This window comes from Stenotrophomonas sp. YJH_SMC_91, assembly GCF_059368495.1.
Map to the genome: position 1 here is coordinate 1 of NZ_JCAFRT010000017.1, position 19,452 is coordinate 19,452.

The 19,452-nt window shown below is 66.7% G+C and carries 17 protein-coding genes and 1 rRNA gene; 13 read left to right on the forward strand and 5 right to left on the reverse strand.

Features of this window, described 5'->3' with window-relative positions:
* A 5S ribosomal RNA gene (rrf, locus tag AC5P5X_RS17365) occupies positions 1-82 on the forward strand; the annotation flags it as partial.
* A gap of 317 nt (positions 83-399) precedes the next feature.
* On the opposite strand, the gene AC5P5X_RS17370 is transcribed toward rrf, so the two are convergent.
* Positions 400-2,115: a M28 family metallopeptidase gene (locus tag AC5P5X_RS17370; protein WP_049417756.1), complete on the reverse strand. Its 1,716-nt coding sequence runs from the start codon at positions 2,113-2,115 to the stop codon at positions 400-402.
* A gap of 86 nt (positions 2,116-2,201) precedes the next feature.
* Complete coding sequence (locus AC5P5X_RS17375; protein ID WP_005407780.1) at positions 2,202-2,864, reverse strand: DUF4097 family beta strand repeat-containing protein; 663 nt, start codon at positions 2,862-2,864, stop codon at positions 2,202-2,204.
* 94 nt (positions 2,865-2,958) lie between these two features.
* Between AC5P5X_RS17375 and AC5P5X_RS17380 the strand changes: the two genes are divergently transcribed.
* Both AC5P5X_RS17380 and AC5P5X_RS17385 read left to right on the forward strand, forming a co-directional pair.
* Positions 2,959-4,260 (forward strand): murein hydrolase activator EnvC family protein, encoded by a 1,302-nt coding sequence (locus AC5P5X_RS17380; protein WP_076739842.1) that lies wholly within the window; start codon positions 2,959-2,961, stop codon positions 4,258-4,260.
* 108 nt (positions 4,261-4,368) lie between these two features.
* Positions 4,369-5,817 (forward strand): S41 family peptidase, encoded by a 1,449-nt coding sequence (locus AC5P5X_RS17385; RefSeq protein WP_012478926.1) that lies wholly within the window; start codon positions 4,369-4,371, stop codon positions 5,815-5,817.
* A gap of 82 nt (positions 5,818-5,899) precedes the next feature.
* Here AC5P5X_RS17385 and AC5P5X_RS17390 read toward each other — a convergent pair whose 3' ends face one another.
* Positions 5,900-6,592 (reverse strand): rhomboid family intramembrane serine protease, encoded by a 693-nt coding sequence (locus tag AC5P5X_RS17390; RefSeq protein ID WP_005407784.1) that lies wholly within the window; start codon positions 6,590-6,592, stop codon positions 5,900-5,902.
* A 227-nt stretch (positions 6,593-6,819) separates the two neighbouring features.
* Between AC5P5X_RS17390 and AC5P5X_RS17395 the strand changes: the two genes are divergently transcribed.
* The 3 genes from AC5P5X_RS17395 to AC5P5X_RS17405 all read left to right on the forward strand — a co-directional run bounded on the left by AC5P5X_RS17395 (position 6,820) and on the right by AC5P5X_RS17405 (position 9,972).
* Positions 6,820-8,172, forward strand: coding sequence for an outer membrane protein transport protein (locus AC5P5X_RS17395; RefSeq protein ID WP_049417761.1), 1,353 nt, complete (start codon positions 6,820-6,822; stop codon positions 8,170-8,172).
* Between the two features lie 140 nt (positions 8,173-8,312).
* Positions 8,313-8,912 (forward strand): nicotinamide riboside transporter PnuC, encoded by a 600-nt coding sequence (gene pnuC, locus AC5P5X_RS17400; RefSeq protein ID WP_049417763.1) that lies wholly within the window; start codon positions 8,313-8,315, stop codon positions 8,910-8,912.
* Positions 8,899-9,972 (forward strand): AAA family ATPase, encoded by a 1,074-nt coding sequence (locus AC5P5X_RS17405; protein ID WP_111189696.1) that lies wholly within the window; start codon positions 8,899-8,901, stop codon positions 9,970-9,972. The genes pnuC and AC5P5X_RS17405 overlap by 14 nt, the downstream gene beginning before the upstream one ends.
* Positions 9,973-10,089: 117 nt before the next feature.
* Here the strand turns inward: AC5P5X_RS17405 and putA are convergent, their stop codons facing one another.
* Positions 10,090-13,308 carry a bifunctional proline dehydrogenase/L-glutamate gamma-semialdehyde dehydrogenase PutA gene (putA, locus tag AC5P5X_RS17410; protein ID WP_111189695.1) on the reverse strand — a complete coding sequence of 1,073 codons (3,219 nt, stop codon included), beginning with the start codon at positions 13,306-13,308 and terminating at the stop codon, positions 10,090-10,092.
* A 274-nt stretch (positions 13,309-13,582) separates the two neighbouring features.
* Between putA and AC5P5X_RS17415 the strand changes: the two genes are divergently transcribed.
* From AC5P5X_RS17415 to AC5P5X_RS17440, 6 genes are read left to right on the forward strand one after another with little or no spacing between them, the layout of a single operon-like run.
* The gene (locus AC5P5X_RS17415) at positions 13,583-14,059 is read left to right on the forward strand and encodes a DUF2244 domain-containing protein (RefSeq protein ID WP_004153894.1); all 477 of its coding nucleotides are present in this window, start codon (positions 13,583-13,585) and stop codon (positions 14,057-14,059) included.
* A gap of 11 nt (positions 14,060-14,070) precedes the next feature.
* Positions 14,071-15,027 (forward strand): cytochrome c oxidase subunit II, encoded by a 957-nt coding sequence (gene coxB, locus AC5P5X_RS17420; protein ID WP_005407789.1) that lies wholly within the window; start codon positions 14,071-14,073, stop codon positions 15,025-15,027.
* 59 nt (positions 15,028-15,086) lie between these two features.
* On the forward strand, positions 15,087-16,694 hold the full coding sequence (ctaD, locus tag AC5P5X_RS17425) for a cytochrome c oxidase subunit I (RefSeq protein ID WP_005407790.1): 1,608 nt from the start codon (positions 15,087-15,089) through the stop codon (positions 16,692-16,694).
* An 8-nt stretch (positions 16,695-16,702) separates the two neighbouring features.
* Positions 16,703-16,939 (forward strand): hypothetical protein, encoded by a 237-nt coding sequence (locus tag AC5P5X_RS17430; protein WP_033835837.1) that lies wholly within the window; start codon positions 16,703-16,705, stop codon positions 16,937-16,939.
* The gene (locus AC5P5X_RS17435; protein ID WP_043035492.1) at positions 16,936-17,526 is read left to right on the forward strand and encodes a cytochrome c oxidase assembly protein; all 591 of its coding nucleotides are present in this window, start codon (positions 16,936-16,938) and stop codon (positions 17,524-17,526) included. The genes AC5P5X_RS17430 and AC5P5X_RS17435 overlap by 4 nt, the downstream gene beginning before the upstream one ends.
* A gap of 13 nt (positions 17,527-17,539) precedes the next feature.
* Entirely contained in the window at positions 17,540-18,415 is an 876-nt protein-coding gene (locus tag AC5P5X_RS17440) for a cytochrome c oxidase subunit 3 (RefSeq protein WP_005412024.1), read from the forward strand.
* 20 nt (positions 18,416-18,435) lie between these two features.
* On the opposite strand, the gene AC5P5X_RS17445 is transcribed toward AC5P5X_RS17440, so the two are convergent.
* Entirely contained in the window at positions 18,436-18,654 is a 219-nt protein-coding gene (locus AC5P5X_RS17445) for a twin transmembrane helix small protein (protein ID WP_005412025.1), read from the reverse strand.
* Between the two features lie 57 nt (positions 18,655-18,711).
* On the opposite strand from AC5P5X_RS17445, the gene AC5P5X_RS17450 reads away from it, so the two are divergent.
* Entirely contained in the window at positions 18,712-19,425 is a 714-nt protein-coding gene (locus AC5P5X_RS17450; protein ID WP_024958179.1) for an SURF1 family protein, read from the forward strand.
* Positions 19,426-19,452 lie beyond the last annotated feature (27 nt).

A 19,452-nucleotide genomic window follows, 5' to 3' on the forward strand; every position in this document is an offset into this window, starting at 1 on the left:
CCCATCCCGAACTCGGAAGTGAAACGCAGCTGCGCCGATGGTAGTGTGGCTCAAGCCATGCGAGAGTAGGTCATCGCCAGGGTTTACACCCAAAACCCCGCTGCTCACGCAGCGGGGTTTTTCTTTGTGCGCAGTAAATGCGGGTCGTGCCGGCCGCTGGCCGGCAACCCGATGGCATTACATGGCCCGGTAGATCCACGCCATGCGTGGAGGCCCACTGCGAGGAAGCATGGCGCCAACCAAGGTTGGCCGCTACCAATCGATTGCCGGCCAGCGGCCGGCACTACCGGCAGATCCACACCAATCGTGGATCTGCCGCCGACGGTACGCAAAAGAAAAGCGGCGCCCCGTGGGGCGCCGCTCTGCTCTCAACGATGTTCAGTCGAGCATGGCCCGTCTTTACTTTGCCGGTGCCTTGTCCTTCATCATCGCGTCGCGGGCTGCCTTGAACGGGTTGCCTTCGTACCAGTTCGGCCAACGATCGGCACCGGCCAGTTCCTTGCCGACGCCGTACATCAGCTGCAGGTCCTCGACAGTCCCGTCCAGCTTCCAGGTGGACGCGTCGAACTCGTCCTTCGGACCGTGGTAGCGGTTGGCGCCGTAGTCCGCTGCGGCCTTGCGGCCGGCGTCCACGCCACCCTCGCGCAGATCCTCGCCACCATCGGCGTACAGGGCCGGCACGCCGGCCTTGGCGAAGTTGAAGTGATCCGAGCGGAAGTAGAAGCCGCTCTGCACCGAGGTCTCACCATGCAGCGTGCGGTCCTGGGCTGCAGCCAGCGGCTTGAGGATGTCCTCCAGTTCCGAGCTGCCGAAGCCGGTGACGGTCACGTCCTTGGCACGGCCGGCCACCGACATCGCGTCGATGTTGATCACACCGGCGATCTTGTCCAGCGGGAAGGTCGGGTGGGAGACGTAGTACTTCGAACCCAGCAGGCCGGACTCTTCCAGGGTCACCGCCAGGAACACCACCGAGCGCTCCGGCTTCGGATCCTGGTGGGCCATGGCTTCGGCCACCTCAAGGATGCCGGCCACGCCGGTCGCGTTGTCGACCGCACCGTTGTAGATGTTGTCGCCGGTTTCACCCTCGTGCTTGCCCAGATGGTCCCAGTGCGCCATGTACAGCACGGCCTCGTCGGCACGCTTGCTGCCCGGCAGCACGCCCACCACGTTGCGCGACTGCTTCTGCGCGATCTGGCTCTTCAGGTCGACCGCGGCGGTGGCTTTCAGCGGCACCGGCTTGAAGCCGCGCTTGCTCGCATCCTTGTAAGCCTGCGCGAGGTCCAGGCCGGCACCGGCAAACAGCGCCTTGGCGGCGTCGGCGCTCAGCCAGCCCTGCACCGGAATGCGGGCTTCCGGGTCATCCTTGGCCGGCAGGTCGTACTGCGGGCCGGCCCAGGAGTTCTTCACTACGTCCCAGCCATAGGAGGCACCGGCGGTGTCGTGCACGATCAGCGCCGCGGCGGCGCCCTTGCGCGCGGCCTCTTCGAACTTGTAGGTCCAGCGGCCGTAGTAGGTCATGCGCTTGCCGTCGAACAGCTTCGCGTCGTCAACATGGAAGCCCGGATCGTTGACGAACATCACGACCGTCTTGCCCTTCCAGTCCTGGCCGGCATAGTCGTTCCACTTCTGCTCCGGCGCATCAACGCCGTAGCCGACGAACACCAGGTCGCTGGCATCGACTTTCACCTCAGCCTGGCCGGTACGGGTGCCGACCACCATGTCGGTACCGAACTTCAGCTCGGTGGTCTTGCCACCCTGGGTGATCTTCAGCACGGTCGATGCGTCGGCCGTGGTCTCGGTCATCGGCACGTCCTGGAACCAGCTGTCACCGTTGCCCGGCTGCAGGCCGATGCGCTGCATCTGGTCGCGGATGTAGTTGACCGTCAGTTCCTCGCCCTTGCTGCCCGGCGCGCGGCCTTCGAATTCATCCGAGGCCAGGGTCTTGACCATCTCGGCGAAGTCGCCGGCGTTGATCTCGGGGGAGAACTGATGAGCCGCCGGCTTCGCGGCAGCGGTGTCGGTGGCTGACGCCGGTGCGGTGGCCGGCGTGTCTTCGCCTTTGCAGGCACTGAGCGCGGCCGCGGCGGCCAGGCACAGGAGGAGTTTGCGGGGCATCGTCGATTCCTGGAAAACAAAGGGCGGCCGCACGTCGTGCACGGCCGGTATCAGCGAGTATCACCGAACCAAGCGGTCCGGTGCGCTCAGTCCGCCGGGGCGGTTTCGGTGTCGAACGGGATCGGTTCGGCGCCGGTGACCGGACCGATGCGCGCGGTGCGATGCACGTAAAGCACCACCTCGCGTTCGAACTGCAGGGGGCCGTTGACTACGGCATTCGGGCCGACGATCACGCGCGGCTTGCGGCTGGCGGTGAGCGAGACGCTGAAGTTCGGCTTGCGCACGTGCACACCGCCGTTGACCTGGGAACCGATGCCGACGGTGATATCGCCGTTGACGGTCTCCACGTCCTTGCCGACGCGGCTTTCGACCAGGCCGATGCCACCGTTCACGGTTTCGACGCCGCCTTCGATCTGGCTGCCGCGATCGGTGAAGATGCTGCCGTTGACGGTGCTGACGCTGCCGTGTGCAATCACCTCGCGGCCCAGGCGCACGCCGCCGTTGACCGTTTCAATCTTGCCGGTACGTGCACGGTCGGCCACCTTGACCCCGCCGTTGACGGTGTCGATGCTGCCGGTCTCGACGCCTTCACCAACCCGGATACCGCCGTTGACGGTATCCAGCTTGCCGTAGCGCTGGCCAGGCTCGGCGCTGATGCTGCCGTTGACCTTGCTGATGTTGTCCTGGGCACCGGCGGGGCCGGCAACGAGCAGGACGCCCAACAACAGCGGAATGGAAAGAGTTTTCATGGGACCTCGATGGATGTGCGGCTGGCAGGCCGCGTGCGGAGATGTCACCATTCCCCGGTACCCCCTGCAACTGCCTGAAGTCACTGGAAAGCCCTTGCGCGACAACGCCTTCCCATCACGCCGACATCACATCGCCGCCATCCGCGGCGGGCGCTGCCTGCTGTTGGGGCTGGCTATCGCCTTGGCGCTGCCGTTGCCGGGCGCCGCTCAGACCACCCGCGAGACCGAGCGCAAGCTGCAGAAGCTGCGTAGCGAGTTGAAGGGCGTGGCGCAGGAGCGCAGGCAGATCGAGGGCCAGCGGGGCCAGGCCTCGCAGCAGCTGCGTGAGGCGGACGAGAAGGTGGCCCGCACCGGCCGTGCGCTTGCGCAGACTGAAACTGCGCTGCGCGAGCAGGGAAGGGCCCTGGCCGAGGCCGAACAACGCCGCAGCACGCTGCAGGCCAACCTCGCCCAGCAGCATCGCGAGCTGGCCGGCCTGCTGCGTGCGGCCTACCAGCTGGGCAACCATGCACCTCTGAAGCTGCTGCTGTCGCAGGACACGGTGGCCGATGCCAATCGTGCCCTGGCCTACCACCGCTACCTGCAACGCGAGCGGGCACAGCGCATCACCACGCTGACAGCCGACCTGAAAGAGCTGGAAGTGCTGCAGGCGCAGATCGCCGAGCGCAAGCAGAAGCTGCAGGGTGCGCAGCAGGACCAGAAGCAGCAGGCTGCGGCGCTGGAAGCCGACCGTCGCGATCGCGCCAGGACCGTCGCCTCGCTGGATGAGCGCTTCAAGGACCAGCGCGAGAAGGAACAGGCGCTGGGCCAGGACGCCAAGGCACTGGAGAAGCTGCTGGCCAACCTGCGTGCCGCTGCGGCAAGGGCCGAAGCCGAGCGCCGCGCCGCGGCGCGGCGAGCAGCCGCTGAAAAGGCCGCCGCCGAGCGTGCCGCACGCCAGGCCGCCGCGCAGGGCCGCCCGCCACCGCCGCCCACCAAGGTCCCGCCTGCCGTGGCCTCTGCGCCGGCGCCGAAGGTGGGTGGCCTGGGCTGGCCGTTGTCGGGCAACCTGTTGGCCCGCTACGGCGGAAAGCTGCCCGACGGCCGCACCAGCAGTGGTGTGTTGATCGGCGCGCCCGCCGGCAGCACCGTCACCGCCGTGGCCGACGGCACCGTGGTGTTCTCCGATTGGATGACCGGCTACGGCATGATCCTGATCGTCGATCACGGCAACGGCTACATGAGCCTGTACGCGCACAACGACACCCTGCTGAAGGATGCCGGCGCACGGGTCAGCCGCGGCGATGCGGTGGCCAAGGTCGGCAATTCCGGTGGCCAGGGCGTGACCGCGCTGTACTTCGAACTGCGCCGGGGCGGGCAGCCGGTCAACCCGGACAGCTGGCTGCAGCGGCGCTGAATCCGGCGCTGTCGAGTGGCGGACGGATTCAACGGGAATTTAGCTGTGCTTCGCGCATAATCGACGCATGTGCCTTGGGCACGATGCCAACGTCGACAGGAGTGATCCATGCGCGCAGCCCGTACCGCCACCCTCTTGCTGGCCCTGTTGCCGGCGCTGTCCTGGGCGCAGCAGACCGCGCCCGCCCCGAGCAAGGAAACCAGCGGGCAGGCAGCGAACAGCGAGGAGGCGGTGACCTCGAAGGTGCCGCTGGAGGACATCCGCCGCTTCGTGGCGGTGTACAACGCGGTGCGCGCGGCCTATGTCGACCCGGTCGATGACAAGAAGCTGATGCAGTCGGCGGTGCGCGGCCTGCTGCTCGACCTCGACCCGCACAGCACGTACTTCAACAAGGAAGACGCGCAGGCCTTCGACGAGCAGGCCAACGGCGCCTACGAGGGCATCGGCGTGGAGTTGCAGCAGCAGCCCGACAACGCCAGCATGAAGGTCATCTCGCCGATCGACGACACGCCGGCGGCCAAGGCCGGCATCCTCGCCGGTGACCTGATCATCGCCATCGACGGCAAGCCGATCAGCGCCATTGATGCGAGCGAACCGTTGCGTGGCCCGGCCGGCAGCAAGGTGGTGCTGACCATCGTGCGCGCGGGCAAGCCGAAGCCGTTCGACGTCAGCCTCACCCGCCAGACCATCCGCGTGACCAGCGTGCGCAGCCGCCTGCTGGAGCCGGGCTACGGCTACATCCGCCTGAGCACCTTCCAGGCCGACACCGGGTCGGACTTCCAGAAGCACCTGCAGCAGCTGCAGAAGCAGTCCGGTGGCCAGCTCAAGGGCCTGGTGCTGGATCTGCGCAGCAACCCGGGCGGCCTTTTGACTGCCGCGGTGCAGGTGGCCGACGACCTGCTCGACAAGGGCAACATCGTCAGCACCCGCGGCCGCATCAGCATCAGTGATGCCCGGTTCGATGCGACGCCGGGCGACCTGCTGAAGGGCGCACCAGTGGTGGTGCTGGTCGATGCCGGTTCGGCCAGCGCCTCGGAAGTGCTGGCTGGGGCGCTGCGCGACAACAAGCGCGCGCGCGTGGTCGGCAGCCGCACCTTCGGCAAAGGCTCGGTGCAGACCGTGTTGCCGCTGGACAACGGTGACTCGGTGAAGCTGACCACCGCGCGTTATTACACGCCCAGCGGCAAGTCGATCCAGGCCACTGGCATCGTGCCGGAGGTCGAACTGAAGCCTGCGGCGCGCCCGGGAGACGAGGCACTGCCGGCCAGCCTGAGCGATTACAGCGAAGCGACCCTGCCGGGCCATCTGCGTGGCGACGACGAAGGCACCGAGGGCTACCGCGCCGGTGCGGTGCTGCCGGGCGATGGCCCGATCAACGACGCGCTGGCCGAGCTGAAGAACCCGGGTTCGGTGGCTGCACGCTTGAAGGCCGAAGCGGCGAAGGCGGATGCGGCCAAGGCTGCGAAGGCCGCTGCGGCGAAGCCGGAAGCGAAGGTCGAACCTAAGCCGGAAGCACAGCCGGAAGCAAAGCCCGCACCGGCCCCAGCGAAGCCGTGAGGTAGCGCCGGGCCATGCCCGGCGTCGGCTCAAGGGCGGAAGAAGAAACCAAATGCCGGCCAGCGGCCGGCACTACCAGGGGTCAGAAGCCGTGGCGCTTGCGCAGCCGGCGGGCGATCGCCGCGCGCACGTAGACCCCGTACACCAGGCCGAACACGAAGCCGCCGATGTGGGCCCACCAGGCCACCATGCCGAAGCTCGGGCCGATATGGGCGAACACCACCTGCAGCGCTGCCCATACGCCGATCAGCAGGTAGGCCGGGGCACGCACGAATTCCAGGAACAGGCCAAGCGGGATCACCACGCCCAGCCGCGCCCCCGGGAACAGGGCCAGGTAGGCACCGATCAGTGCCGAGACCGCGCCACTGGCACCGATGATGATCTGGTCCGGGCTGCCCATGGTGTAGATGGCCACCAGGTTGGACACCGCGCCGCCGACCAGGAACAGCAGCAGTAGGCGCCAGGGGCCCAGCACCCGCTCAGCAGGCAGGCCGAAGATCAGCAGGAACACCAGGTTGCCCAGCAGGTGCGACCAGTCCGCGTGCAGGAACAGGGCGGTGAACAGGCGCAGCACGCTGCCGTCCTGCAGCGTCGCCCACCAGTCGAGCGGGTGGGTCAGGCCCGTGGACAGGGCGCCCCAGTCCAGCCAGAGGCTGCCGCGGGCATCGTCCGGACGCGAGATCGACCATAGGAACGCCAGCCACAGTGCCGCAAACAGCACGGGCGTGGCCCAGCGCAGGGCCGCCTTCTTGCGGGACGGGAGGGAGACGAACATGGCACTAGCCTAGCGTGCGGGCGCTTGCGACGGGGATTGTCCTGTTCAGCTTTTGAGACGAAAAAACCGCCTGCGTCGTTATTGTTTCATTAACGGCTCTGGGTAATACTCGCATACGGCGTCGTATGTCGGGAGGGGAATCCGGCGCGCTTCGACGGGCCTCTGGGCCTGCCGGGCGCAGGCGCACTCAGAGCACCATCACCGCTTACCGGAGAGAGAGAACTACGATGCAAACCGCTTCCACCATTGCCCGACTGACCCTGCTGGCCGTCGGCGTTGCCGGTGCGCTGGCCGCCGCCGATGCCAATGCTGCCGCCTTCCAGCTGAAGGAAAACAGCGCCAAGGGCCTGGGCCGCGCGTTCGCCGGCTCCGGCAGCGCCGAAGGCGACGCCTCCATCATCGCCGTCAACCCGGCCGGCATGCGCCAGCTTGATGGCACCCTGATTCAGGGTGACCTGAGCGCCATCAGCTTCAAGGCCGAGTTCAAAGGCCAAGGCCGTAAGCCGACCGGCGCCGCGCAGACCGGCGGTGACGGCGGCGACGCTGGAATGATCGCCCCGGTTCCGGCCGCATACTTCCATATGCCAGTCGGCGAGAAGGCGCACTTCGGTGTGTCGCTGACTGCTCCGTTTGGTTTCAAGACCCAGTACGACAATGGTTGGGTGGGTCGCTACAGCGGCCTGAAGACCGATTTGAAGGCGATCGACCTCGGCTTCGCCGCATCCTATGACGTCAACCCGTACGTTTCCTTCGGTGCGTCGGTGTTCGTCGAGCACCTGACTATCGAGCTGAGCAACAACATCGATTTCGGTACTGCGCTGGCCCAGGCCCGCGTGCCGGGTTACGCCCCGGGCAGCGCCGACGGCAAGCTGACCGTTGAAGGCGACAACAATGCAGTGGGCTGGACGGTCGGTGGTCTGTTCTCGATCGATGAGAATACCCACATCGGCCTGAGCTACCGCTCCAAGGTTACGCACAAGATCACCGGTGGCGATGCCACCTTCCTGATGCCGAACGACAATGGCCGCACCGCGACCATCCTGGGACAGACTCAGCCGGGCCAGTTCGTCAGCACCAGCGGGAAGGCAACCGTAAAGCTGCCGGCGTCGGCAACCCTCAGTGTGACCCACAAGGTCAACGACCGCTGGACTGTGATGGGTGACGTCACCCGCACCGCTTGGTCGACCGCATTCGACGCTGTCACCATCGACTACGCTTCGGCCCAGAAGGACTCTGTGCTGGACTTCGGCTATCGCGATACCACCTTCGTGTCGCTGGGTGCGGACTACAAGCTGAGCGATACCGTCACCCTGCGCGGTGGTGTCGCGCTGGACCAGACCCCGACTACCGACGCTCATCGCGATGTGCGCGTGCCAGATACCAGCCGCAAGTGGCTGTCGCTGGGCGTGGGCTGGACCCCGTCGGCTAACACCGAATACAACTTCGGCTACACCCACCTGTTCACCAGCGACCCGAACGTGAACATCAAGCCGACTACCAACAACCAGGGCAACTCGCTGGCTGGCAAGTACAAGGTTCGTGGCGACGTGCTGGCAGCTTCGTTCCAGTACAAGTTCTGATCCAGGCGATTGCCTGAAGCAAGACACGGAAGGCCCCGCGTAAGCGGGGCCTTCTTTTTGCAGTGCGGCCCAGGGCATCCACGTCGGGCGTGGCTACGCCCGGTTGTGTACGCAGGGGGCGAATCCATGACAATAGCGTCATGAACCTGTCCGACCCGAACTTCCAGCTGGAGCTGGCTGCCAACATCGCCGTCGCCGGCTCGATCCTGCTGGCCGGCCGCAACAACGTGCACACCTGGTGGCTGGGCATCGTCGGCTGCGCATTGTTTGCTGCGGTGTTCGAACGATCGCACCTGTATGCGGACATGGTGCTGCAGTTCTTCTTCATCGCCATCAGCGTGCTGGGCTGGTGGCAGTGGCTGCGTGGTGACCATGGCGCGCCGTTGCCGATCACTTCATTGCGGCCGCGCGCCTGGGCCTGGCTGGCGCCGCTGGCAGTGGTGGCCACCTTCGGCTACGGCTGGATGCTGACCCGCCTGACCAATGCCTACGCGCCGTACATCGATTCGGCGGTGCTGGTATTGAGCGTGATCGCGCAGATCCTGATGATGCGCCGCAAGCTGGAATCGTGGTGGGTGTGGCTGCTGGTGAACACCGTGGCGGTGCCGCTGTACTACAGCCGTGGCCTGCACCTGACCTCGATCCTGTACGTGGGCTTCTGGATCAATGCGCTGGTGGCCTTGCGCCATTGGCGGCACCTGATGCGTGACGAGGCCAAGACGGCCGATGCTGCTGCCTGAGCGCGTTGCACGCGGCCTGGTGGTGGGCAAGTTCTGCCCGCTGCACCTCGGCCACGAACGCCTGATCGAGTTCGCCGCCACGCGCTGCCGGCAGCTGCTGGTGATTGGCTGGTCGCAGCCGGGTTTCCCAGGCTACAGCGCCGAGCGTCGCGAGCGCTGGCTGCGAGCGCGCTTCCCGCAGGCGACGGTGGCGGTGCTGGATGACGCGCGGCTGGCAGCATGGTGCGCCCAGCACGGTTTGCCCGTGCGCACGCTGCCGCAGGACAGCGACAACGAGCACGTGCAGCGCGAGTTCACCGCCTGGCTGTGCCTGAGCCTGTTCGGCGGGCCGGTGCAGGCGGTGTACACCGGGGAGGACTACGGTGACGGCTTCGCGCAGGCGTTGGCCACGCACTTCGGTGCGCCGGTACGCCATGAGCGGTTCGATCGCGCACTGGACGTCGGGCAGGCGTGTGGCACCCAGCTGCGCGCCGATCCACATGCGCACCGTCATGGCCTCGCACCGCAGGTCTATGCCGGCTATGTGCAGCGCGTGGCGTTCATTGGTGGCGAGTCCAGCGGAAAGACCACGCTGGCGCGCGTGATGGCCGAGCGCCTGCAGACCGCTTGGGTGCCGGAGTATGGCCGCACGCTATGGGAGCAGCAGGGCGGAGAGCTGACGCCAGATGATCTGCTTCGCATCGCAATGGCACAGCCGCAGCACGAAGACGAGACCGCACGGCATGCGCATCGCTGGCTGTTCTGCGATACCACGCCGCTGGTGACGCTGGGCTACAGCGGCTGGATGTCTGGTACGGCGCCGGAGGCACTGCGGCAGGCTGCATTGCGACCGTATGACCTGCTGTTCCTGTGTGCGCCGGATATCCCGTTCGACCAGGACGGCACGCGGGTGGGCGAAGCCTTCCGGGCGCAGCAGCATGCGTGGTACGTGCGCGAGCTGGAGGCGCGGGGAGTCGACTACGTGCTGCTGGAGGGGGGGCTGGAAGCGCGCATCGCGCGCGTGCACGGCGAGCTGGCGAAGCGGGCGGACAATCGGTTCAGTGTTGCCCAGCCTCTGTAGAGCGAGCCCACGCTCGGCTGTGCGAGGCAAACCGAGCGTGGGCCCGGCTCTACAGGAAGCAGGGCACAAAAAACCCCGCTTTCGCGGGGTTTTTCGTTCACTGCATCAACCGGGCGATCAGTCGCCCAGGGTCAGCAGCGAGGCGTTGCCGCCGGCGGCGGTGGTATTCACCGTCACCGTCTTTTCGGTGGCGAAGCGCAGCAGGTAGTGCGGGCCGCCGGCCTTCGGGCCGGTGCCGGACAGGCCCTGGCCGCCGAACGGCTGCACGCCGACCACCGCACCGATCTGGTTGCGGTTGACGTAGACGTTGCCGACATGGATGCCGTTGCTGATGCGGTCGACGGTCTCGTCGATGCGCGAATGCACGCCCAGGGTCAGGCCGTAGCCGGTGGCGTTGATCTGGTCGATCACCGCGTCGAGCTGGTCGCCCTTCCAGCGGATCACGTGCAGCACCGGGCCGAACACTTCCTTCTGCAGCTGGCCCAGGTCCTTCAGTTCGTACGCGCGCGGTGCGAAGAAGGTGCCGTTGGCGGCCTCGGCCGACAGCTCGGCGGCGGCGATCAGGCGCGCTTCGCGGTCCATGCGCTCAGCGTGGTCCTGCAGGATCTTCAGCGCATCTGCATCGATCACCGGGCCGACGTCGGTGGACAGCAGGCCGGGGTTGCCGACCTTCAGTTCCTTCATCGCACCGGCCAGCATGGTCATCACCTTGTCGGCGATGTCGTCCTGCACGAACAGCACGCGCGCGGCCGAGCAGCGCTGGCCGGCGGAGGTGAAGGCCGAACCGATCGCGTCCTTGACCAGCTGTTCCGGCAGCGCCGACGAATCGGCGATGAAGGCGTTCTGGCCGCCGGTCTCGGCAATCAGCACACCGATGGCGGCGTCACGCGCCGCCATCGCGCGGTTGATCGCACGGGCGGTGTCGGTGGAGCCGGTGAAGGCCACGCCGGCCACGCGCGGGTCGGCGGTCAGCGCGGCACCGACGGTAGCACCGTCGCCCGGCAGGAACTGCACCACCTCGGCCGGCACGCCGGCGTCGTGCAGCAGCTTCACCGCGTAGTAGCCGATCAGGTTGGTCTGCTCGGCCGGCTTGGCGATGACGCTGTTGCCGGCGGCCAGGGCGGCAGCGACCTGGCCCAGGAAGATCGCCAGCGGGAAGTTCCACGGGCTGATGCAAACGAACACGCCGCGGCCGTGCAGCTGCAGCTCGTTGGACTCACCGGTCGGGCTCGGCAGCTTCTCGGCGTGGCTGAACTGCTCGCGCGCCTGCTTGGCGTAGTAGCGCAGGAAGTCCACCGCTTCGCGCACTTCGGCGATGCTGTCGGGCAGGCTCTTGCCGGCTTCCTTCACGCACAGCGCCATGAATTCCGGCATGCGTGCTTCCAGCTGGTCGGCGGCGTGCTCGAGGATGGCGGCGCGGCTGGCGGCCGGGGTGCGGTTCCAGGCCGGCTGCGCGGCTACGGCATTCGCCAGGGCCTTCTGCACGGTGGCGGCGTCTGCGGCCAGCCACTGGCCAACTACTTCGCGGGTGTCGGCCGGGTTGGTCACCGGCAGCGCGGCGCAGGCCGGGTTGGCGCCCGGCACCAGCGGCGCGGCCTGCCAGGGCTTCACAGCCGCGTTGATCTGCTCGGCCAGGGCGCGCAGTTCGTTGTCGTTGGCGAGGTTGGCGCCCATGGAGTTCTTCCTGTCGTGGTTCTGGCTGCGCAGCAGGTCAACCGGCAGCGGGATCTTGGGATGCGGAATCGAAGCGAACGAGGCGACCATCTCGACCGGGTCGCGGATCAGGTCGGCGATCGGCACGCGCTCGTCGGTGATGCGGTTGACGAAACTGGAGTTGGCGCCGTTTTCCAGCAGGCGACGCACCAGGTACGGCAGCAGGTCTTCATGCGAACCGACCGGTGCATACACGCGGCAGGGCAGGCCCAGGCGGTCAGCCGGCACCACTTCGGCGTACAGGTCGTCGCCCATGCCGTGCAGCTTCTGGTGCTCGTACACGCCGCCGTTGGCGATGCTGCGCACGGCCGCGATGGTGTGCGCGTTGTGCGTGGCGAACATCGGGTAGATCGCGTCGGCATGGGTGAACAGCCGCTTGGCGCAGGCCAGGTAGGACACGTCGGTGTTCTGCTTGCGGGTGAACACCGGGTAGCCCGGGTAGCCTTCGATCTGCGCGCGCTTGATCTCGGCGTCCCAGTACGCGCCCTTGACCAGGCGCACCTGCAGGCGGCGACCGGCGCGGCGCGCCATGTCGGCCAGGTGGTCGATCGTGTACGGGGTGCGCTTCTGGTAGGCCTGCACGACCACGCCGAAGCCATCCCAGCCGGACAGCGACGCGTCGGAGAACACCTGCTCGATGATGTCCAGCGACAGTTCCAGGCGGTCGGACTCTTCGGCGTCGACGGTGCAGCCGATGCCGTAGCTCTTGGCCAGCTGCGCCAGTTCCAGCACGCCCGGCACCAGGTCCTTCAGCACGCGCTCGCGCTTGGCGTGCTCGTAGCGCGGGTACAGCGCCGACAGCTTGATCGAGATGCCCGGGGCATTGTTGACGTCGCCGTCCGGACGGCCGCCGCGTGCCTTGTGATCGCCGCCGATGGCGTGGATCGCACGACGGTAGTCTTCCAGGTAGCGCAGCGCGTCCTTCATGGTCAGCGCACCTTCGCCGAGCATGTCGAAGGAGTAGCGGTAGCTGGCGTTGTCGCCCTTGTGCGAGCGCGCCAGCGCTTCGCTGATGGTGCGGCCCATGACGAACTGGTGGCCCATGATCTTCATCGCCTGGCGCACGGCCAGGCGCACCACCGGCTCACCGACGCGGCCGACCAGGCGCTTGAACGCGCTGGGCGCATCGGCGCGGGTGGCGTCGTTCATCTGCACCAGCTTGCCGGTCAGCATCAGGCCCCAGGTGGAGGCATTGACCAGCACCGAGTCGCTGCCGCCCAGGTGCTTTTCCCAGTCGGCATCGGCCAGCTTGTCGCGGATCAGCTTGTCGGCGGTGTCCTGGTCCGGAATACGCAGCAGTGCCTCGGCCACGCACATCAGCAGCACGCCTTCCTCGCTGCCCAGGTCGTACTGGCGCATGAAGGCTTCGATCGCGCCCTGGTCCTTGGCGCGCACGCGCACGCGGCCGACCAGGTCGGCGGCCAGTGCCTGCACCCGGGCCTGCTCGTCGGCGGGCAGGCGGGCCTGCGCCAGCAGCTCGCGCACGTGGGTGGCCTCGTCCTTCAACCAGGCGTCGGTGATGGCCTGGCGGAACGGGTTGGGGGGCGCCGGCAGTTCCGGCGACAGCAACGCGCCGGGACGCAGGGCGTCGGGGGCTGCAGGGGAGGAGGAAGGTGCGTTCATGCCGGTCCGGCCAGTGGAAAACTTGGCGATTTTAATCATTTTTGCGGGTTGCGGAAGTGCCCTGCAGCCACCTTCGTGAAGCGCTGATAGCCAATAGCTGCGGTGGATTCAGCGTGTTCAGCAAGTGCGGATGAGTTTGTGCCGAATTCGTCATTCGTACTGCCGACCTCATGCTGTGTTGCAGCATCGGAAAATGTGTGAATGCACCCTTGCTACCGGCGAGAGGGCGGGGCTACCATCGAGGCGTTTCCCGCGGCAGGAACGCGGTTGCGACATGATCGAGGTGCTTCCAGCTCCGGATGGGTCAGGTACGCAGCTGCGGCTGCGTCCCCCACGGGCGCTCGATGCCCGGCAGTTCGTCCTGTTGTTCACCGTGTTGTCGGGTGCGATGTGGCTGGTGTCCGCCCTCGGGTGGTTGGCCGGCAATGCATTCGCCCCCCTGTTCGCGCTGCTGTACAGCCTGGTGCTGGCGGCCGCGCTGCGTGCCTTGTGGCGCAGCGGTGAACGGCAGGAGGAGATCCGGGTAGTGCCGGCGTACGTGGAGGTCATCCCCGTACCCGGTGGATCGCCGGTGTTCCGGGCCCATCCCCACTGGGTGCGCCTGCTCACCGACGATGAGAGGGTCCGGCTGGCATCCAGCGGCCGGCAGGTGGAGGTGGGGAGTTTCCTCGCACCGGCCGAACGTCAGACGCTCGCAGAGACACTTGAAAGCTTGCTCGCCGCCAGCGATGGCGGCAACCGACGACGCTAAGGGTCTAGGCAATGAAGCAAAGCAGCAGGTGGGGCACGAAGTGCGTGAACGCGGTCGCCGCGATGCTGGCGACCGGGGGACTGATGCCGGCGTTGGCCTGGGCCCAGGCGGCCGATCCGAAGCCGTGGCAGCTGAACATGGGCAAGGGGGTGACCCAGACCTCGCGCCTGGCCTGGGAATCGAACAACCTGTCGTTGATCATCTGCACGGTGATCGGCGTCATCGTGTTCGGGGCGATGGCCTACGCCATCTTCAAGTTCCGCAAATCCAAGGGCGCGGTCGCGGCCACCTTCAGCCACAACACCAAGGCCGAGATCATCTGGACAGTGATCCCGGTGATCATCCTGATCGTGATGGCATGGCCGGCCACGGCCAACCTGATCAAGATGTACGACACCCGCGATGCCGAGATGACGGTGAAGGTCACCGGCTACCAGTGGATGTGGAAGTACGAATACCTCGGCGAGAACGTCACCTTCACCAGCCGCCTGGACCGCGAGTCCGACCGGGTGCGGCAGAGCGGCATCGTGCCGACCCGCGAAAGCCATCCGCACTACCTTCTGGATGTCGACAACCGCCTGGTGCTGCCGGTCGATACCAAGGTGCGTTTCGTCATCACCTCCGACGACGTGATCCACGCCTGGTGGGTGCCGGCGCTGGGCTGGAAGCAGGACGCCATCCCCGGCTTCATCAACGAAGCCTGGACCAGCATCGAGCAGCCCGGTGTCTACCGCGGCCAGTGCGCCGAGCTGTGCGGCAAGGACCACGGCTTCATGCCGATCGTGGTCGAGGCGGTGTCCAAGGAGGACTTCAGGAAGTGGCTGGCGCAGCGCAAGCCGGCGCCGCCCGCCGAGCCCGCCACGCCTGCGGCACCTGCCGAACCGACTGCACCGACGGGCGAGGCACCGGCTGCGCCTGCTGCTGCAGAAGCCGGCAGCGCGCCTGCCACCGCGGCCAGCGGAGCGTGATGTAAAGCCCGCGGCCGTTCGCGGCCGCGGTGACAACCGATTCTGAGAGGTGTTTTGCAATGGCGCACTCGGCAGTTGGGCACGACGATCACCATCACCACCAGAGCTTCTTCGAACGTTGGTTCTTCTCGACCAACCACAAGGACATCGGCACGCTGTACCTCGGTTTCAGCTTCATCATGTTCATCATCGGCGCGGCGATGAGCGTGGTGATCCGCGCCGAGCTGGCGCAGCCGGGCCTGCAGTTCGTCAAGCCCGAGTTCTTCAACCAGATGACCACCGTGCATGCGCTGGTGATGATCTTCGGTGGGGTGATGCCGGCCTTTGTCGGCCTGGCCAACTGGATGATCCCGCTGCAGATCGGCGCGCCGGACATGGCGCTGCCACGCATGAACAACTGGTCGTTCTGGTTGCTGCCGGTGGCTTTCAGCCTGCTGCTGCTGACCCTGTTCCTGCCGGGCGGCGCACCGGCCGGCGGCTGGACGCTGTACCCGCCGCTGTCGCTGCAGGGCGGCTACAACGTCGCCTTCAGCGTGTTCGCCATCCACGTGGCCGGCATCAGTTCGATCATGGGCGCGATCAACATCATCGCCACCGTGCTCAACATGCGTGCGCCGGGCATCGACCTGCTGAAAATGCCGATCTTCTGCTGGGCCTGGCTGATCACCGCCTTCCTGCTGATCGCAGTGATGCCGGTGCTGGCCGGTGCGGTGACCATGCTGCTGACCGACAAGTTCTTCGGCACCAGCTTCTTCAACGCCGCCGGTGGCGGTGACCCGGTGATGTACCAGCACATCTTCTGGTTCTTCGGCCATCCCGAGGTCTACATCATGATCCTGCCCGCCTTCGGCGTGGTCAGCGAGATCATCCCGACCTTCAGCCGCAAGCCGCTGTTCGGCTACCAGGCGATGGTGTACGCCACCGCCGCGATCGCCTTCCTGTCGTTCATCGTCTGGGCCCACCACATGTTCACCGTGGGCATGCCGCTGGGCGGCGAGATCTACTTCATGTTCGCCACCATGCTGATCTCGATCCCGACCGGCGTGAAGGTGTTCAACTGGGTCAGCACCATGTGGCGTGGCTCGCTGACGTTCGAGGCACCGATGCTGTGGTCGGTGGCCTTCGTCATCCTGTTCACCATCGGTGGCTTCTCCGGCCTGATGCTGGCGATCGTCGCCGCCGACTTCCAGTACCACGACACCTACTTCGTGGTCGCCCACTTCCACTACGTGCTGGTGACCGGTGCGGTGTTCGCACTGATCGCCGCGGTGTACTACTGGTGGCCGAAGTGGACCGGGCGGATGTACAGCGAGAAGTGGGCCAAGGTGCACTTCTGGTGGTCGATCGTATTCGTCAACCTGTTGTTCTTCCCGCAGCATTTCCTCGGCCTGGCCGGCATGCCGCGCCGCATTCCCGATTACAGCGTGGCCTTCGCCGACTGGAACCTGATCAGCTCGATCGGTGCGTTCGGCATGTTCGTTACCCCGTTCATGATGGCCGCGATCCTGCTGTCCTCGCTGCGCAACGGCGAGAAGGCCGAGGCGCGGTCCTGGGAGGGTGCGCGCGGCCTGGAGTGGACGCTGCCGTCGCCGGCACCGGCACATACCTTCACCACGCCGCCGACCATCCGTCCGGGAGATCTGGCGCATGACGACATCACGCATTGAGGTGGGGCATGCATAACGAGAGCCCGCTGCCGATCGGTAGAGTCGACTGTCAGTCGACTCGCGAAGTGCAGCCGACTAACAGTCGGCTCTACCAAAGCCAAAGCCAAAGCCAAAGCCAGACCGAAGCCCAACGCCACGGCATCGAACAGCAACGGCAGCGCGCCAGGCGCACGGCGATGTGGGTCGGCGCCATCGCCGTGCTGGTCTACGTCGGCTTCATCCTCAGCGGGGTGATCGGCCGATGAGCGAGGCACCGTCCAGCACACCGTCACGCAGTGCGGGGCTGCCGCGCCTGATCGGTGTGGCGGTGGCGGTGTTCCTGCTCACGTTCTCGCTGGTGCCGCTGTACCGCATCGCCTGCGAAAAGGTGTTCGGTGTACGCCTGGAACGCGGCCCCGGCAGCGAGGCCAGCACCGGCGCCGCCACCGGCAAGCGCACCGTGCGCGTGGAGTTCGATGGCGGCGTCAATTCGCGCCTGCCCTGGTCGTTCCATCCCGAGCAGTTGACCATGGACGTGGTGCCCGGCGAACTCAACGAAGCGCTGTACTTCGCCCGCAACGACAGCCAGCAGGCGGTGGTCGGCAGTGCGGTGCCTTCCGTGGCGCCGGCGCGTGCCTCGGGCTTCTTCAGCAAGACCGAATGTTTCTGTTTCACCGCGCAGACGCTGCAGGCTGGCGAGAAGCGCGACATGCCGGTGCGTTTCATCGTCGATCCGGACCTGCCGCCGGAGATCAAGACGATCACCTTGTCCTACACCTTCTACCGCAACGACGCGCTGTCCGATCGGCTGGCCCCGGCCGCCACCTCGGAAGGCGCGCACGCCGCACCCTGACCCGGATACCGACATGGCCCAGACACCGACCGACGCCAACGTGTACTTCGTCCCGGCCCAGAGCAAATGGCCGTTCGTGGGTTCCATCGCGATGATGGTGACCATGGTGGGCGTGGCCAGCTGGCTCAACGATGCCAGCTGGGGGCGCTGGACGTTCTACATCGGCATCGCGATGCTGGTGCTGACCCTGTTCTGGTGGTTCAGCGACGTGGTGCGCGAGTCGCAGGCGGGCAACTACAACCACCAGGTCGATGGCTCGTTCCGGATGGGGATGATCTGGTTCATCTTCTCCGAAGTGATGTTCTTCGGCGCCTTCTTTGGCGCGCTGTTCTACACCCGCAACCTGGGCCTGTCGTGGCTCAGCGGCGAAGGCCGCGGGGTGATGACCAACGAGCTGCTCTGGCAGGGTTATTCCGCCGGCTGGCCGACCAACGGCCCCGCGGCGATCGGCGGCGCGTTCCAGACCATCCCGGCCTGGGGCCTGCCGCTGATCAACACGCTGATCCTGCTCACCTCCGGCGTGACCCTGACCATCGCCCATCACGCACTGAAGGCCGGCAACCGCCGCCAGCTGCTGATCTGGCTGGGCCTGACCGTGGTGCTTGGCCTGGGCTTCCTGACCCTGCAGGCGGAGGAGTACATCCACGCCTACAAGGAACTGAACCTGACGCTCGGCTCGGGCATCTACGGTTCGACGTTCTTCATGCTGACCGGCTTCCACGGCGCGCACGTGCTGCTGGGCACGATCATGCTGATCGTGATGTGGCTGCGTTCGGCCAAGGGACACTTCACCCGCGACAACCATTTCGGTTTTGAAGCGGCCGCGTGGTACTGGCACTTCGTCGACGTGGTGTGGCTGATGCTCTTCATGTTCGTCTACGTGCTTTGACCGCGCACGCATCGGTGGCCTCAGCCGCCGATGCCGTGCGGTTTGATCCAGCCCATGTAGATGCTCACGATCACCAGCAGGATCAACGCAACCGACACCGCGATGCGGCGCGTCAGTGCGTTGACCGTGCGCTTGGTCTGGCCGCGGTCGACCAGCAGGTAATACAGGCCGGCGCCCAGATTCCAGACGATGACGATCAGAAACGCGATTACCAGCAGGGTCTTCAGCGAATCACTCATGCGCGGCTCGAGGGCAGGGTGGATGCGCCTATCTGACCGCGTTTGCGCGGACTTGTCATGATGCGCCAGCACACGCGCGTGATCGGATGGCTGCTGGCGGTGCTGGCAATGGTTGGTTTCACCGCATTGGGGCTGTGGCAGCTGCAGCGCATGCATGCCAAACAGGCAATGTTGGATGCACAAGGTCCAGCTGTGGCACAGGCGCTGCCACTGGCGCAGGCTCTGGTTGCACCTGGCGCCTTGCACGGCGTGGCCGACCACGGTCGCTTCCTGCCCGGCGTGGTGCTGCTGGACAACCAGACCCGGCACGGCCGCGCGGGCGTGAAGATCTATCGCCCGTTCCGCAGTGACGAGGGCAGCGTGCTGCTGGTCGATCTGGGCTGGCGCGCGCTGCCGCCCGATCGCAGGCTGCCGGATGTGCCGGCACCGCCTTCGCCGGTGGCGGTGCGTGGCCTGCTGGCGCCGCCGCCGTCGGCGGGGCTGGCCCTGGGCCCGGCGTTCTCCGCTACCGATGAGGCCGGGCGTTGGCTTGCCAGCCGCTTGCCCGCCGAGGGCCTGGCGGCGGCGCTTGGCCTGCCGGGATTGCCTGATCGCGTCCTGCGGCTGGACCCGGCGCTGCCCTTCGGCGACGAACGCGACCTGGACCTGCTGCCGAACACGCTGCCGCCGCAACGCCACCTGGGCTACGCCGTGCAGTGGTTCGGCCTGGCCCTGACCGTGCTGGTGGTCGCGCTGGTACTGGAGTGGCGCAGGCGACGTGCTGCCCGGTAGTGCCGGCCGCTGGCCGGCAACCCCCGC

Excerpts from the sequence above, each read along its gene's own strand:
- ctaD (WP_005407790.1), top strand. The coding sequence starts at position 15,087 with ATGGCGCACTCGGCAGTTGGGCACGACGATCACCATCACCACCAGAGC.
- pnuC (WP_049417763.1), top strand. The coding sequence starts at position 8,313 with ATGAACCTGTCCGACCCGAACTTCCAGCTGGAGCTGGCTGCCAACATC.
- AC5P5X_RS17445 (WP_005412025.1), bottom strand. The coding sequence starts at position 18,654 with ATGAGTGATTCGCTGAAGACCCTGCTGGTAATCGCGTTTCTGATCGTC.
- AC5P5X_RS17450 (WP_024958179.1), top strand. The coding sequence starts at position 18,712 with ATGATGCGCCAGCACACGCGCGTGATCGGATGGCTGCTGGCGGTGCTG.
- AC5P5X_RS17390 (WP_005407784.1), bottom strand. The coding sequence starts at position 6,592 with ATGTTCGTCTCCCTCCCGTCCCGCAAGAAGGCGGCCCTGCGCTGGGCC.
- AC5P5X_RS17395 (WP_049417761.1), top strand. The coding sequence starts at position 6,820 with ATGCAAACCGCTTCCACCATTGCCCGACTGACCCTGCTGGCCGTCGGC.
- AC5P5X_RS17435 (WP_043035492.1), top strand. The coding sequence starts at position 16,936 with ATGAGCGAGGCACCGTCCAGCACACCGTCACGCAGTGCGGGGCTGCCG.
- AC5P5X_RS17430 (WP_033835837.1), top strand. The coding sequence starts at position 16,703 with ATGCATAACGAGAGCCCGCTGCCGATCGGTAGAGTCGACTGTCAGTCG.
- coxB (WP_005407789.1), top strand. The coding sequence starts at position 14,071 with ATGAAGCAAAGCAGCAGGTGGGGCACGAAGTGCGTGAACGCGGTCGCC.
- AC5P5X_RS17440 (WP_005412024.1), top strand. The coding sequence starts at position 17,540 with ATGGCCCAGACACCGACCGACGCCAACGTGTACTTCGTCCCGGCCCAG.
- AC5P5X_RS17405 (WP_111189696.1), top strand. The coding sequence starts at position 8,899 with ATGCTGCTGCCTGAGCGCGTTGCACGCGGCCTGGTGGTGGGCAAGTTC.
- AC5P5X_RS17385 (WP_012478926.1), top strand. The coding sequence starts at position 4,369 with ATGCGCGCAGCCCGTACCGCCACCCTCTTGCTGGCCCTGTTGCCGGCG.
- putA (WP_111189695.1), bottom strand. The coding sequence starts at position 13,308 with ATGAACGCACCTTCCTCCTCCCCTGCAGCCCCCGACGCCCTGCGTCCC.
- AC5P5X_RS17370 (WP_049417756.1), bottom strand. The coding sequence starts at position 2,115 with ATGCCCCGCAAACTCCTCCTGTGCCTGGCCGCCGCGGCCGCGCTCAGT.
- AC5P5X_RS17375 (WP_005407780.1), bottom strand. The coding sequence starts at position 2,864 with ATGAAAACTCTTTCCATTCCGCTGTTGTTGGGCGTCCTGCTCGTTGCC.
- AC5P5X_RS17415 (WP_004153894.1), top strand. The coding sequence starts at position 13,583 with ATGATCGAGGTGCTTCCAGCTCCGGATGGGTCAGGTACGCAGCTGCGG.